The 13,774-nt window shown below is 43.3% G+C and carries 19 protein-coding genes; all 19 read left to right on the forward strand.

Annotated elements, in window-relative coordinates; translation table 11 throughout:
- Positions 1–6 precede the first annotated feature (6 nt).
- The 19 genes from rplE (at position 7) to ACYX4N_RS04060 (ending at position 13,770) form a co-directional block, all read left to right on the forward strand.
- Entirely contained in the window at positions 7–546 is a 540-nt protein-coding gene (gene rplE / locus ACYX4N_RS03970) for a 50S ribosomal protein L5 (protein WP_012519226.1), read from the forward strand.
- Positions 547–558: 12 nt separating this feature from the next.
- A complete protein-coding gene (gene rpsN, locus ACYX4N_RS03975; RefSeq protein WP_012519225.1) occupies positions 559–864 on the forward strand; it encodes a 30S ribosomal protein S14 in 306 nt (101 codons plus the stop codon).
- Between the two features lie 13 nt (positions 865–877).
- Positions 878–1,270 carry a 30S ribosomal protein S8 gene (rpsH, locus tag ACYX4N_RS03980; RefSeq protein ID WP_012519224.1) on the forward strand — a complete coding sequence of 131 codons (393 nt, stop codon included), beginning with the start codon at positions 878–880 and terminating at the stop codon, positions 1,268–1,270.
- Positions 1,271–1,283: 13 nt separating this feature from the next.
- Positions 1,284–1,817 carry a 50S ribosomal protein L6 gene (gene rplF / locus ACYX4N_RS03985; RefSeq protein WP_334059908.1) on the forward strand — a complete coding sequence of 178 codons (534 nt, stop codon included), beginning with the start codon at positions 1,284–1,286 and terminating at the stop codon, positions 1,815–1,817.
- 12 nt (positions 1,818–1,829) lie between these two features.
- Complete coding sequence (rplR, locus tag ACYX4N_RS03990; protein ID WP_014950908.1) at positions 1,830–2,183, forward strand: 50S ribosomal protein L18; 354 nt, start codon at positions 1,830–1,832, stop codon at positions 2,181–2,183.
- 9 nt (positions 2,184–2,192) lie between these two features.
- The gene (gene rpsE, locus ACYX4N_RS03995; protein WP_012519221.1) at positions 2,193–2,693 is read left to right on the forward strand and encodes a 30S ribosomal protein S5; all 501 of its coding nucleotides are present in this window, start codon (positions 2,193–2,195) and stop codon (positions 2,691–2,693) included.
- 6 nt (positions 2,694–2,699) lie between these two features.
- A complete protein-coding gene (rpmD, locus tag ACYX4N_RS04000; protein ID WP_012519220.1) occupies positions 2,700–2,879 on the forward strand; it encodes a 50S ribosomal protein L30 in 180 nt (59 codons plus the stop codon).
- Between the two features lie 3 nt (positions 2,880–2,882).
- On the forward strand, positions 2,883–3,317 hold the full coding sequence (gene rplO / locus ACYX4N_RS04005) for a 50S ribosomal protein L15 (protein ID WP_012519219.1): 435 nt from the start codon (positions 2,883–2,885) through the stop codon (positions 3,315–3,317).
- Between the two features lie 5 nt (positions 3,318–3,322).
- The gene (secY, locus tag ACYX4N_RS04010; RefSeq protein ID WP_012519218.1) at positions 3,323–4,642 is read left to right on the forward strand and encodes a preprotein translocase subunit SecY; all 1,320 of its coding nucleotides are present in this window, start codon (positions 3,323–3,325) and stop codon (positions 4,640–4,642) included.
- A gap of 38 nt (positions 4,643–4,680) precedes the next feature.
- Entirely contained in the window at positions 4,681–4,797 is a 117-nt protein-coding gene (rpmJ, locus tag ACYX4N_RS04015) for a 50S ribosomal protein L36 (protein ID WP_012519217.1), read from the forward strand.
- Positions 4,798–4,972: 175 nt separating this feature from the next.
- Positions 4,973–5,329, forward strand: a complete 357-nt coding sequence (gene rpsM / locus ACYX4N_RS04020) for a 30S ribosomal protein S13 (protein ID WP_012519216.1) — start codon at positions 4,973–4,975, stop codon at positions 5,327–5,329.
- A gap of 14 nt (positions 5,330–5,343) precedes the next feature.
- Positions 5,344–5,736 carry a 30S ribosomal protein S11 gene (gene rpsK, locus ACYX4N_RS04025; RefSeq protein WP_012519215.1) on the forward strand — a complete coding sequence of 131 codons (393 nt, stop codon included), beginning with the start codon at positions 5,344–5,346 and terminating at the stop codon, positions 5,734–5,736.
- A 24-nt stretch (positions 5,737–5,760) separates the two neighbouring features.
- Complete coding sequence (rpsD, locus tag ACYX4N_RS04030) at positions 5,761–6,381, forward strand: 30S ribosomal protein S4 (RefSeq protein ID WP_012519214.1); 621 nt, start codon at positions 5,761–5,763, stop codon at positions 6,379–6,381.
- Positions 6,382–6,400: 19 nt separating this feature from the next.
- A complete protein-coding gene (locus ACYX4N_RS04035; RefSeq protein ID WP_474890166.1) occupies positions 6,401–7,390 on the forward strand; it encodes a DNA-directed RNA polymerase subunit alpha in 990 nt (329 codons plus the stop codon).
- Between the two features lie 41 nt (positions 7,391–7,431).
- Positions 7,432–7,833 (forward strand): 50S ribosomal protein L17, encoded by a 402-nt coding sequence (rplQ, locus tag ACYX4N_RS04040; RefSeq protein ID WP_012519212.1) that lies wholly within the window; start codon positions 7,432–7,434, stop codon positions 7,831–7,833.
- Positions 7,834–8,113: 280 nt separating this feature from the next.
- Complete coding sequence (locus ACYX4N_RS04045; RefSeq protein WP_476055676.1) at positions 8,114–9,460, forward strand: flagellin N-terminal helical domain-containing protein; 1,347 nt, start codon at positions 8,114–8,116, stop codon at positions 9,458–9,460.
- 220 nt (positions 9,461–9,680) lie between these two features.
- Positions 9,681–10,742, forward strand: a complete 1,062-nt coding sequence (locus ACYX4N_RS04050; RefSeq protein ID WP_476055677.1) for a glycosyltransferase family 61 protein — start codon at positions 9,681–9,683, stop codon at positions 10,740–10,742.
- A 59-nt stretch (positions 10,743–10,801) separates the two neighbouring features.
- The gene (locus ACYX4N_RS04055; protein WP_476055678.1) at positions 10,802–11,851 is read left to right on the forward strand and encodes an HAD family hydrolase; all 1,050 of its coding nucleotides are present in this window, start codon (positions 10,802–10,804) and stop codon (positions 11,849–11,851) included.
- Positions 11,852–11,853: 2 nt separating this feature from the next.
- Positions 11,854–13,770 carry a rhamnan synthesis F family protein gene (locus tag ACYX4N_RS04060; RefSeq protein ID WP_476055679.1) on the forward strand — a complete coding sequence of 639 codons (1,917 nt, stop codon included), beginning with the start codon at positions 11,854–11,856 and terminating at the stop codon, positions 13,768–13,770.
- Positions 13,771–13,774: the final 4 nt, after the last annotated feature.

The following is a 13,774-nucleotide window of genomic DNA, read 5'->3' on the forward strand; positions in this document are numbered from 1 at the left end:
AGTACGATGGCGAAACTGCATGATTTCTATAAAGAAACAGTAGTAGCTGAACTTGCTAAGCAGTTCGGATACAAAAGCGTCATGCAAGTCCCTCGGATTGAAAAAATCACTCTAAACATGGGTTTAGGTGAAGCAGTTGCTGACAAAAAGGTACTTGAGAATGCTCAAGCTGACATGACGGCTATCGCCGGTCAGAAGCCTGTTGTTACAGTTGCTAGAAAATCAGTAGCGGGTTTTAAAATCCGTGAAGGTTATCCGATTGGCTGTAAAGTAACCCTACGCGGCGAGCGTATGTGGGAATTCCTAGAGCGTTTGATTTCAATCGCTATTCCACGTGTTCGCGATTTCCGTGGTTTGAATCCTAAATCATTCGACGGACGTGGTAACTACAGCATGGGCGTGCGTGAGCAAATCATTTTCCCTGAAATCGATTTCGATAAAGTGGATAAGGTTCGCGGTATGGATATTACTATCACTACCAGTGCGAATACTAATGACGAAGCACGTGCTCTGCTGGACGCGTTTAACTTCCCATTCAAAAAGTAGGGGTGTAGGGTTATGGCAAAAGAATCAATGAAGGCACGCGAAGCTAAGCGTACTAAGCTAGTAGCTAAGTATGCTGAGAAGCGCGCCGCACTTAAAGCGATTATCAGCGATGTTAACGTTTCTGAAGAAGAGCGTTGGGACGCTGTTCTGAAGCTACAACAACTGCCACGTGACTCTAGTTCTTCACGTCAACGTAACCGTTGCCGTGTAACTGGTCGTCCACATGGTTACCTACGCAAATTCGGTCTTAGCCGTATTAAGCTTCGCGAAGCAGCGATGCGCGGTGAAGTCCCTGGCCTTAAGAAAGCCAGCTGGTAAGGAGTAGCTGATAATGAGCATGCAAGATCCTATCGCGGATATGTTTACCCGCATCCGTAACGGCCAGATGGCACAGAAAGTTTCTGTGACTATGCCTTCTTCAAAACTTCGCGTTGCAATCTGTGAAGTATTGAAAGCAGAAGGTTATATCACTGACTTCGCTGCTTCTGGTGACGTTAAGCCTGTTTTAGAAGTTACGCTTAAGTACTTCGAAGGCAAGCAAGTAATTGACACTATCGAACGTGTAAGCCGTCCTGGTCTGCGCATCTATAAGAAAAAAGATGAGCTTCCAAAGGTTATGGGTGGTTTAGGCGTAGCTATCGTGTCGACTTCTAAAGGTGTGATGACTGACCGTGCAGCGCGTAACGCTGGCATGGGCGGTGAGATCATCGGTTATGTAGCATAACGGAGGAGTTGAAATGTCACGTATAGCAAAAGCCCCAGTAGACGTTGTATCAGGTGTAGAAGTTTCTATCTCTGGTCAAGAAGTTACTGTTAAAGGTAGTAAAGGCACTTTGACCCGCGTTTTCAACGACGCTGTAGAAGTTGCACAGGAAGAGAACCAACTTAAAGCACTTCCACGTGAAGGTTTCGCTGACAGCTGGGCACAAGCAGGTACTGCTCGCTCTATCCTAAACGCAATGGTTCAAGGTGTTTCAGAAGGTTTCGAGAAAAAACTTACATTGTTAGGTGTTGGTTACCGTGCACAAGCACAAGGTGCCAAGCTAAACCTTACACTAGGTTTCTCTCACCCTGTAGTATACGAAATGCCTGAAGGCATTACGGTTGAAACTCCTAGCCAAACTGAAATCGTCGTTAAAGGCGCCGATAAGCAGGTGGTTGGTCAGGTTGCGGCGAACATTCGTGGTTACCGTCCACCAGAGCCTTACAAAGGTAAAGGTGTACGTTACGCTGACGAACACGTACGTCGTAAAGAAGCTAAGAAAAAGTAGGTGGGTGATACGATGGATAAGAAAACAGCTCGCATTCGTCGCGCTACTCGCGCACGAGCAAAAATTCGTGAACTGGCCGCGCATCGCTTGGTAGTTAACCGTACACCTCGCCACATCTACGCTCAGTTAATCGCTCCTTGCGGTTCTGAAGTGTTGGCAGCGGCTTCAACTGTTGAGAAAGATCTTGCGAAAGATCTTAAGTCTACAGGTAACGCTGAAGCAGCGACGGTAGTCGGTAAAGCAATCGCAGAGCGCGCGCTTGAGAAAGGCATTAAAACAGTGGCTTTCGATCGTAGTGGTTTCCAATACCACGGTCGCGTTAAAGCATTAGCTGATGCAGCTCGCGAAGCTGGTCTTCAGTTCTAGGAGTTTATAATGGCTAAACAAGACGTTCAAAATGGTGAATTTCTAGAGAAATTGATCGCTGTAAACCGCGTTTCTAAAGTGGTTAAAGGTGGTCGTATCTTTAGTTTCACTGCATTGACAGTAGTGGGTGACGGTAACGGTCGCGTTGGTTTTGGTTACGGTAAGGCACGTGAAGTACCTGCTGCAATCCAAAAAGCAATGGAAAAGGCACGTCGCAACATGGTTGACGTAGACCTTAACGGTCACACGTTACAGCACCCGATTAAAGGTCGTCACTCTGGCTCTAAAGTTTACATGCAGCCAGCATCTGAAGGTACCGGTATTATTGCCGGTGGTGCGATGCGTGCAGTACTTGAAGTAGCTGGTGTACAAAACGTACTTTCAAAATGTTACGGCTCTACAAACCCAATCAACGTTGTACGTGCAACAATCAACGCGCTAACAGAAATGAATAGCCCGGCGAAAGTTGCTGCGAAGCGTGGATTGTCTGTAGAAGAAATTTTGGGGTAATCAGACATGGCAACGATTAAAGTAAAGCAAACTAAAAGTGCAATTGGCCGCTTGCCAAAGCACAAAGCTACGCTTAAAGGTTTAGGCCTTCGTAAAATCAACCATGTTCGTGAACTGGAAGATACCCCAGCCGTTCGTGGCATGATCAACCGTGTACATTACATGGTTGAGATAGTGGAGGAGTAAGACATGCGTTTAAATACAATTTCTCCAGCCGAAGGTTCAAAGCCTACTGGTAAGCGTTCTGGTCGTGGTATCGGCTCAGGTCTTGGTAAAACAGGTGGCGTAGGTCACAAAGGTCAAAAAAGCCGTTCAGGTGGCCGTGTTAAGCCAGGATTCGAAGGTGGTCAGATGCCTATCCAGCGTCGTCTTCCTAAGTTCGGTTTCACTTCACGCAAGAGCTTTGTTACTGATCAAGTAACTCTTGCTGAAATCGCGAAGGTTGATGGTGATACTGCGTCTCTTGAGACTTTAAAAGCAGCTGGACTTGTTAAGAAAGAAATCCAGTTCGTTAAAGTTGTAAAGAGCGGTGAAGTTTCACGCGCTGTTACAGTAAGCGGGTTAAAGGTTACTAAAGGCGCTAAAGAAGCGATTGAAGCTGCTGGCGGTAAAGTAGAGGAATAAGCTAGATGGCTAAACCAGGATTGGATTCAGGCGCTAAAAGCGGCTTGAGTGAGCTTAAGGCAAGATTGTTGTTCGTACTTGGTGCGATTGTTGTATTCAGACTAGGTTCTTATGTTCCTATCCCTGGCATCGATCCAGCGGTACTTGCTGACTTGTTCGAGCAACAAAAAGGCACCATTGTAGAAATGTTTAACATGTTCTCTGGTGGTGCGCTTGAGCGTGCATCCGTTCTGGCTTTGGGCATTATGCCATACATTACTGCATCCATTATCATGCAGTTGCTCTCGGTGGTTCACCCACCGATGGTGGAGCTTAAAAAAGAAGGCGAAGCAGGCCGTCGTAAAATCAGTCAGTACACGCGTTATCTAACGCTTGTATTGGCTATCTTCCAATCTATTGGAATTTCGACTGGTTTGCCTAACCTGATTAATGGATTGGTGATAAACCCTGGCTTCGGATTCTACTTTACGGCAGTGGTGAGTCTAGTCACAGGAACTATGTTCCTTATGTGGTTAGGTGAGCAAATTACCGAACGAGGTATTGGTAACGGTATCTCTATATTGATTTTTGCTGGTATTGTTGCCGGTCTGCCAACAGCGATAGGTCAGACTGCGGAACAAGCAAGGCAGGGCGACATTAACTTGTTGTTCCTACTGTTGATTGGCGCAATTGTTATTGCTCTTACATACCTAGTTGTATTTGTAGAGCGCGGACAGCGCAGAATTGTGGTAAACTACGCAAAACGTCAGCAAGGCCGTCAGGTTTTTGCTGCGCAAAGCACCCATTTACCGCTAAAAGTCAACATTGCTGGTGTAATTCCACCAATCTTTGCTTCTAGCATTATTTTGTTCCCGGGTACCATCGCAGGATGGTTCGGACAGAATGAATCAACAGCGTGGTTGCAAGATGTAGCGCTTATGCTATCTCCTGGTCAACCGCTGTACGTGATGTTATACGCAGCTGCGATTATCTTCTTCTGCTTCTTCTACACGGCGTTGGTATTCAACCCGCGTGATACTGCAGATAACTTGAAGAAATCTGGCGCGTTCATCCCAGGCATCCGCCCGGGTGAGCAAACGTCACGATACATTGACAAGGTAATGACTCGCCTTACACTGGCTGGCGCACTGTACATAACCTTTATTTGTTTAGTGCCTGAATTCATGCTAATCGCTTGGAATGTTCCGTTCTACTTCGGTGGTACGTCGCTTCTAATTATTGTAGTGGTTATCATGGACTTTATGGCACAAGTACAGACACATTTGATGTCTAGTCAATATGAGTCTGTGCTGAAGAAAGCTAACCTTAAAGGCTACGGCCGATAAGTTAGCCCCTTAATATTGATAGAAAGGGGAAAGATGTAATGAAAGTTCGTGCATCAGTAAAAAAGATTTGCCGTAACTGTAAAGTTATCAAGCGCAACGGTGTTGTGCGTGTAATTTGCAGTTCTGACCCAAAGCATAAGCAGCGTCAGGGCTAATCAAAGCGGAACAGAATATTTGCAAGACTAAGTGAGCAGAACCTGAATTATACTTGTCAGGTTCTGCTAGTTTTGTTTAAAAGTATTTTGAACCTTAATTTGCAATTTAGTCGACGGGTAAGTATCCTATCGGGCTTTTTAGGTCGTCGACAAATAAACAAGAGGAGTGCTGTTAATGGCCCGTATCGCTGGCATTAACATTCCTGAGCACAAGCATGCTGTAATCGCTATCCAAGCGATCTATGGCGTTGGTCCCACACGTGCGAAAAGCATTTGTGCGGGTGCTGGTGTTGCAGAAAATACAAAAATCAAAGAGCTAGACGAAGCTACTATTGATAAGCTTCGTGACGAAGTGGCTAAATTCACCGTTGAAGGTGACCTACGCCGTGAAGTCTCTATGAGCATCAAACGTTTGATGGACCTGGGTTGCTTCCGTGGTATTCGCCACCGTCGTAGCTTGCCTCTACGTGGTCAGCGCACTAAAACTAATGCGCGTACCCGTAAAGGTCCTCGTAAGCCAATTAAGAAGTAAACGGGGAGTAAGTTATGGCTAAAGCACCAGCTCGTAGCACGCGTAAGCGCGCTAAACGTCAGGTTGCAGACGGAATGGCTCATATCCATGCGTCTTTCAACAACACAATTGTGACTATTACAGACCGTTCAGGCAATGCACTAGCATGGGCGACATCTGGTGGTTCAGGTTTCCGTGGTTCACGTAAATCTACCCCATTTGCTGCACAGGTAGCTGCTGAGCGTGCAGGTGTTGCTGCACAAGAATACGGTCTTAAGAACCTTGAAGTATTCGTTAAAGGTCCAGGTCCAGGCCGTGAGTCTGCGATCCGTGCTCTTAACGCTACAGGTTATAAGATCACAAACATTACCGATGTGACCCCTATTCCTCACAACGGTTGTCGTCCACCGAAAAAACGTCGCGTTTAATCGACGGACAGTTGGAGAAAGATCATGGCAAGATATTTGGGTCCTAAACTCAAACTTAGCCGTCGCGAAGGAACTGACCTGTTCCTAAAAAGCGGCGTTCGCGCAATCGATTCTAAATGTAAAATCGATACAGCGCCTGGTCAGCACGGTGCCCGTCGTGGCCGTCTGTCTGACTACGGTGTTCAGCTGCGTGAAAAACAAAAAGTTCGTCGTATGTACGGCGTTCTGGAAAAACAATTCCGCAACTACTATAAAGAAGCTGCACGTCTAAAAGGCAACACAGGTGAAAACTTGCTACAGCTTTTAGAACAGCGTCTTGATAACGTAGTTTACCGTATGGGTTTCGCTAGCACTCGTGCTGAAGCACGTCAGCTAGTTAGCCACAAGGCGATCATGGTAAATGGTCAAGTTGTGAACATCCCATCGTTTAACGTTTCTGCCGAAGACGTGGTTTCTGTTCGTGAAAAGGCTAAAAAGCAAGCGCGTATCGTTGCTGCTTTGGAACTGGCTGACCAACGTGAGAAGCCAACCTGGATTGAAGTAGACAGCAGCAAAATGGAAGGCACTTTCAAGCGCGTTCCTGAAAGAACTGACCTGTCTGCGGAAATTAACGAACAGTTGATCGTCGAACTTTACTCTAAGTAAAGCTAACTAAAGAGGAAGCATTGTGGGTTCTGTGACTGAATTCCTAAAACCGAGATTAGTTGAGATCGAAAACGTTTCTCCTACTCGTGCCAAAGTAACTTTGGAACCACTAGAGCGCGGCTTTGGCCACACTCTAGGTAACGCCCTACGTCGTATTTTACTGTCATCTATGCCAGGATGTGCAGTTACCGAGGTAGAAATTGACGGCGTTCTTCACGAGTACAGCACCAAAGAAGGTGTTCAGGAAGACGTAATTGAGATTTTGCTAAACCTTAAAGGTTTAGCGGTTCGCCTTGAAGGTAAAACTGAGGCAACCCTAACTCTAGTGAAATCTGGCGCTGGCCCTGTTGTTGCTGGTGATATTCAGCATGATGGCGACGTAGAAATTGCAAACCCTGATCATGTTATTTGTACTTTAACTGGCGAAGCTGAAATCAGCATGCGCATTAAAGTAGAAATGGGCCGTGGTTATGTACCAGCTTCTACCCGTCGCTCCTCTGAAGAAGATGATCGTCCAATTGGTCGTTTGTTAGTTGACGCTTCATACAGCCCAGTTGAACGTATTGCTTACAGTGTAGAGTCTGCACGTGTTGAACAACGCACAGACCTAGACAAACTAATCATCGACATGGAGACGAACGGCACTTTAGATCCTGAAGAAGCGATCCGCCGTTCTGCTACTATCCTAGCTGAACAGCTAGATGCATTCGTAGACCTACGTGATGTATCTGAGCCAGAAGCGAAAGAAGAGAAGCCAGAATTCGATCCGATTCTGCTTCGCCCAGTAGATGACCTAGAGCTAACAGTACGTTCTGCAAACTGTTTGAAAGCAGAAGCTATCCAGTACATTGGTGACCTGGTACAGCGCACTGAGGTTGAGCTACTTAAAACGCCAAACCTTGGTAAGAAATCGCTAACTGAAATCAAAGATGTTCTAGCATCTCGTGGTCTTTCTCTAGGTATGCGCCTAGAAAACTGGCCGCCAGAGAGCATCGCTGAAAAAGATTAATCAGGTTTTTATCAAACTGATTTGTAGAGAAGGATAAAACTATGCGCCATCGTAAGAGTGGTCGTCAGTTGAATCGCAACAGCAGCCATCGTCAAGCTATGTTCAAAAACATGGCCGGTTCTTTGGTCAAGCACGAAGTGATCAAAACTACGTTACCAAAAGCGAAAGAATTACGTCGCGTAATCGAGCCTCTAATCACTATGGCTAAAGAAGACAGCGTTGCAAACCGCCGTCTAGCTTTCGCCCGCACTGGTGACAAAGAGGTTGTAGGTAAACTATTCAACGAGCTTGGTCCTCGTTACGAAGCTCGTCCAGGCGGTTACACTCGCATTCTTAAATGCGGTTTCCGTGCTGGCGACAATGCCCCAATGGCATATGTTGAGCTAGTTGACCGTCCAGTTGTAGAAGCTGAAGAAGAAGCAGTAGAAGCAACTGAAGAGTAATTAATACTCGATTAGAAAAAGGGGCCTGAGTGAAAACTCAGGCCCCTTTTTTTGTACCTAAAGAATAATGGGGTCAGAGTTGCAACTCTGACCCCATTATTGTTTTTTATCTCACAATTGCTCATCAAGCTTACGAAGTATTTTGTCACACCGTAATAATCACTTTGGCTTGTTGCTTGCTAAAAGAAATAGGTAAGTTTTTAGTCCATGCATTGAAAGGGCCGTTCTCTGTAAGGTTTTTGGCACTTGGTTACTTCTGTTATTCATAGCAAGGAAGTTTATGTTAACCGTTTCATCATTTACACAGTCGCTATCTTCAAATCCTGTGTTTAGTAAAACGCTCTCTACCGCGTATGAAAGGCTAAGTTCAGGGCTTAGAATAAATAGTGCTGCAGATGACAGTGCAGGTTTACAGATATCAAATAGGCTCACGTCAGAGTCTATTGCTAAGGATCAGCTTCGCCGTAACTTAAACGACGGTATTAGCTATGCACAAATAGCGGAAGGCGGGCTGCAAGAATCTGCCGATATATTGCAGCGTATGCGGCAATTAGCCATGCAGTCACAAAATGGCATTAATACTGATTCAGATAGGCGCGCACTAGATAGAGAATTCCAACAGTTAAAAAACGCACTCAATGGCATTGCCTACAATACCGAAGCATTTAACCGATTGCCTTTGCTTGGTGATAACGACTTATTGTCAGATAACGTCCCTTCAATAGGCGATACCTTTGTAAAGGGTAATACAGTTCAATTGAGCAGTGGCTTACGTTCTGTAGCGTACATTCCCGCAGGTTCAACAAATATATCCATAGATATTGATAGCTTTACTGCAGACGATGATTTGCAGGTATTCACAACAAGCGGTAGGCATCTAGTTGGCACACCACTGTCTGATAATGTCTGGAGTAGTAATAACGTAAACTCGATGAGTGACATCAAACGTTTTCTATTCTTACCTGAAGAAGGGTATGCACCCACAGCAAGCTACGATGGTAGTTCACTGATTACAAGTGGTTCTGGTACGATTAACGGAACAACATTTACTTTTTCTGGCGACCAACACCCAGGCGTTACAACAGAAAGTTTAACCATTGATAACACTAGCGAGCCGCTCATTATTTCCGTAGTGGGGCAAGGCGTTTTTGATGCTACCGTAGATTGGGATACGTTAGGTGCTGCAGGGAGCGGTGGAAACAGCTTTGAAGCGGGCCCTGTGGATATCACTGCTACTAACTCGCTAAGCGATGGCACAGACTTCATAAACCTAACTAAAACGCCAGTGGGTTTATCTGACCTAGACATGGTTGAAAGTGATGTGCTTACCTTTGAAAATGCAGAAATAGCGCTACAGCAAATTGATAATGCCTTAGAGTATGTTAGCGAGAGTCGCGCTTTCTACGGCGCAAAAATGAATCAAATGGAGTCAGCGCTCAAACTAAATGACCGTATGCACGAAGGCGTAATGGCGGCCCGTTCTCAAATCCTCGATACTGATTTTGCTGAAGAAACTGCTAAATCCACACAGGCGCAAATAGTTGAACAAGCGAGCATTTCTGTTCGGGCCCAGGCTAAGTCTAGCGATGAGCAGGTATTGGGGTTGTTGAATGAGGTTGTAAGCTAAAAACCAGTCTTAATAATTAGATTAGCTATAAAGCTTTCACTTAAAATATAGATATCCTGCAATTCAATAAAAACGAGTTCTTCATATCACCTAATTTAACCCAGTAAAGTTAAACATTATATCTGTATAAACATCGAGCTCTGGAGAGCTGTGCATAGGATCGAAATTTAATGTATTATTGCCACCTTTGTGACTCAGTCAATGGCGAAAGGGATATAAGTTGGCATTTACAATTGACATAGAAAAAAACAGAGAAATATCTGAGTTATCTGTTTTATCCGCAGAAGGTGTATATTCCGAAAAGCCTGTATTTAACGATAAGCGCCTTAGTACTCTGTCTGAAGATTTCCGAGAAAGTTTGCCTTCAGTAGGTTTAATTAAACTTAACAATGTTTATGTGTTTGGTAATGGTTGTCTATTGACTGAGTCTAGGGAAAGAATTCAGTCACCTTTCTTACCGTACACCTACCTAAAAAGTGAAGAAGGAATAAAACAAAGTTCAGCAGCTATAAGGAACTTGTCTCCCACTCAGTGGCGCACACGACCTCTTAGAATCACTGAGGTCAAAGAAACTGCAGCTTTACTTACCCAACCTGGTGACAGGATTTTTGGGCATTGGTTGGTTGACCTCATTCCTATGTTTTCCCTTATCAAAAAGTACTATCCCAATGCATTGCCAATCGTAAAATCCAGTGTTTTAAATGGCGAAGCAATTCCAGATATACTTGAGGCATTCGAAATAATAGGTTTGGATAAGGAAAAAGCATTAGGTCTCACTGAAAATCTTGATGCGTATTTCTGCAGAGAGCTTATTGTCCCTACTTCTGTTCGCTATGGTCAGCAGTTGCATCCCATTGTAAACGAAGTATACGGTAATCTAAGAAAACCAGTGGTTTCCAGTAAACCCAACAGAAAACTGTATCTATCTAGAAGGAAGTGGGAAAAATCAGGTTCTCACCGGGTCTTGATCAATGCTGCGGAAGTAGAAGCGCACTACGAGTCATTAGGTTTTGAGATTATACATCCCGAACTACTTACTTTTCGCGAAAAAATAGCACTTTTCCAAAATGCTAGCGAAGTGGTTGGAGAGAAAGGAACTGCATTGCACTTAAGTCTTTTTACAAACAGTATTAAGAAAATGACTGTTCTGCTAAATCCTTATGAGAGGATGACTGGTCTCCCATTGCTTCAAGGTGAAATATGTAAATTACAAAACTGTGATGTTAATTACATAATGGGTGAAGAAGTGAGTTTTGATAGTGGATATACCATCGCCGTTTAAAGCAGTGCAACGATTTTAAAGGTCGTACAACGGTATCAACGTGGAATAGTTGAATTAACATGTTAAAAAATAAGTCTTTGGAAGAGTTCGGGTATAACTTTTTAGGCCCTGTTTTAGCCTCTTATATCATTGAAGTATCAAACAAATTATCTTTTTTGTCTAACAACAAAAGCATAAAGGTTTTTCATCTAGCTAGAGAGGGGTATGCTTTTGAAAAAGCTTTCGATTTAGTTAATAGCGATGCATACCCATCGTCATACTTAAACGTGTCGCGCACGTTTTTATTCAGAATATTGTCAGATATTGAATCATCGTGGCAATACAGTGTTAAGCATAGTTTTGAAGGCTCGCTCGCTGACTTTCTACATGCTCGATTCGCTTTTTCAAAAGAGCAAATTTCAAACCTTTTAGACGAAGGACAAGCGAAAGAAACTATTGTTTTGCCAGATGACTATGAGCGAGTTTGTCAATTCTTAAAAACAAAGCAAACCCAAATAAGTGAGTTGGTGGCACCAGTAAGGGCAGTTTACCTCGAGTATCTGAACTCAATTGGCTTTGTTGATCCTGAGGTTACTCCTGTTCTGCTTGATGTCGGTTATTCTGGAACTATTCAAAAGCTGCTTACCCTACTTGTTAGTAAAGACACTTTTGGTATTTACATGATAACGACTACCTCAGGTGACGAGAAAGTTGGTGACAACATCGCAAATATTGACCATGTTTTTAAAACTAGTGTCAAAATGGGCGGTGGGTATTCAATGCTCGATAGATCAATGTTCTTAGAGGCATTACTCACCGCTCCGAATGGACAATTTATCGATATTTTAAAAGACTTAAATACCGAAGATTTTCATTTCTGTTATGGAAAGCGCACATATACTCAGGAGCACTTTTCAGATCTTGAAATTGTTCAGAAAGGCGCACTCGCTTGTCTGAAGAATTGCATCAAATCAAGTACAGTTTATTCGACGGATGAAGTTGAAGAGATATTTTCCGCATACGTTACTCAGAGAAACTTGTTGCCTCGTGCGAGCTGGCCATTATTTGTTCTTGATGACGCGATATCGGGACAAGGCAACCTGAACCCACTTACTTTCTTTGGGCTGTAAATATGAAAGATAACGTTAGAAAAATTGTAAGACGTGCGCAGCAATCGTTAGAAATGACATCTAACCCTAAGATTGCAAAGGCATTTAAAACAGCAAAGTCAGAGGGCTATTTTGATTACCAGTGGTATCAAGAGCACTACGGGCAATTCCCACATGAGCTAGCAGCATTTTCTGATTATTTAGAAAAGTCTAAATCTTCAAATGTAAATCCTTCTGCGAGATTCGATACTGAATTCTACCTTCGAAGTAACGTAGATATTTACTTAAACGGTGTTAGTCCTTTAATTCATTACCTATATCACGGGCGTTACGAAGGCCGTGCTTCGTCTGGAGTAATAAATCGTTGGCTACCCTCAACGGAATTATTAGCCAAAGAGTCGGCGACGTGGCGTAAGCAGAAAATTGCCATTGTGCTTCATATCTTCTATCCCGATTTTGTAGAAAAGTTTGCTAATACCATCAAAAGCTTCCCCACGAATGTGGATATATTTGTAACAGCAGCTTCACGTGAAATAGAAATAGAATCTCAGGATAAGTTCACCAAGCTTGGGAACGTCAATCAAGTAAAAACGGCTATTTGCGAAAATAGAGGCCGAAACTTTGGCCCATTTTTAGTTAACTTCAGCAAAGAGTTATTAGACTACGACTTAATGTGTCATTTGCACTCGAAAAAATCTCTGTATAGCGGTAGAGAGCAAACGCAATGGTTTGACTATCTGAATAACTTTTTACTCAAAGATAAACATGTAGTGAAATCAGTTCTCAGGTTATTCGATGGTAATCAAGAGTTGGGAATGTACTATCCTTCCTCATTTTGGATGATGCCGGCATGGGTTAACCATTGGACTTGTAATAAACCTCATGCGGTGTCTTTTGTAGATGAATGGCAATTAGATATTTCCGAGAACTTTGTTAATTATCCTGTTGGTGGAATGTTCTGGGCAAGGCCAAAAGCAATTGCTCCATTATTAGACAAACAATACGTTTACGAAGACTTTCCTGAAGAACCGTTGCCAAACGATGGAAGTTGGTTACATGCCCTAGAGCGAACTTTAGGTCTGTTAACTGAAAAGCAGGGATATAAACAGTTTTTCTACTATCCACCGCAAGGTAAGTTTACGCTCGATAAGTCTTATATATCTTCAAGTTACTTTAAAACGCCAGAGTCACTTCTTGCCGATATTCAAAACTTCGAAATAGTTTCTTTTGATGTGTTCGATACGGTACTGCGACGCGAATTTACTGCCCCAGATTATGCAAAGTTCAAGTTAGGAAAAGAGCTAGTTGCGGAAAAATTCTTTAATTCCCCAGAAGATTTTATTGAAAAAAGAAACGACGCAGAATTAGCGTGCAGAAAAGCCAGAAATTTCGAGGGCGATGTAAATATCTTCGAGGCATATGAGCAATTGGCAAAAACGTTAAACATCGATACAGAAGTAGCAAAAGAATGGGCTGAAAGAGAATTTTATTTTGATCTCGAAATGTCGCTACCCAAAGATGAAATGGTAAAAATCGTGCATGAATTAAGTGCAATGGGAAGAGATATTTGGTTTGTAACTGATATCTATTACACCAAAGATCAAATTTCTAAAATGTTAAGAAAAATCGGTATTTCAGTACCCTATACACTTCTGGTGAGCTCCGAGTTGCGTAAGCGCAAAGATGCCGGAACAATGTGGACCTACGTTAAAGACCACGTAGCAAAACTAGGAAAAAGCTTCATTCATGTAGGGGATAATGTGCGATCTGATGCTCAAATTTGCGGGGATTTTGGCCTTCAAAACGTTCATATTTTAAACCCATTAGACAAATGGGCTATCGCAGGCTTTAAGGCACCAGATTTCGATAGAGAAGATCACATACTAAAGTGGGGCAGTATCATTGGAAACTTTGGCCGCTACCCTTACTTTGGTGAATAACTGA

The organism is Alteromonas sp. ABH4_452 (assembly GCF_056311825.1).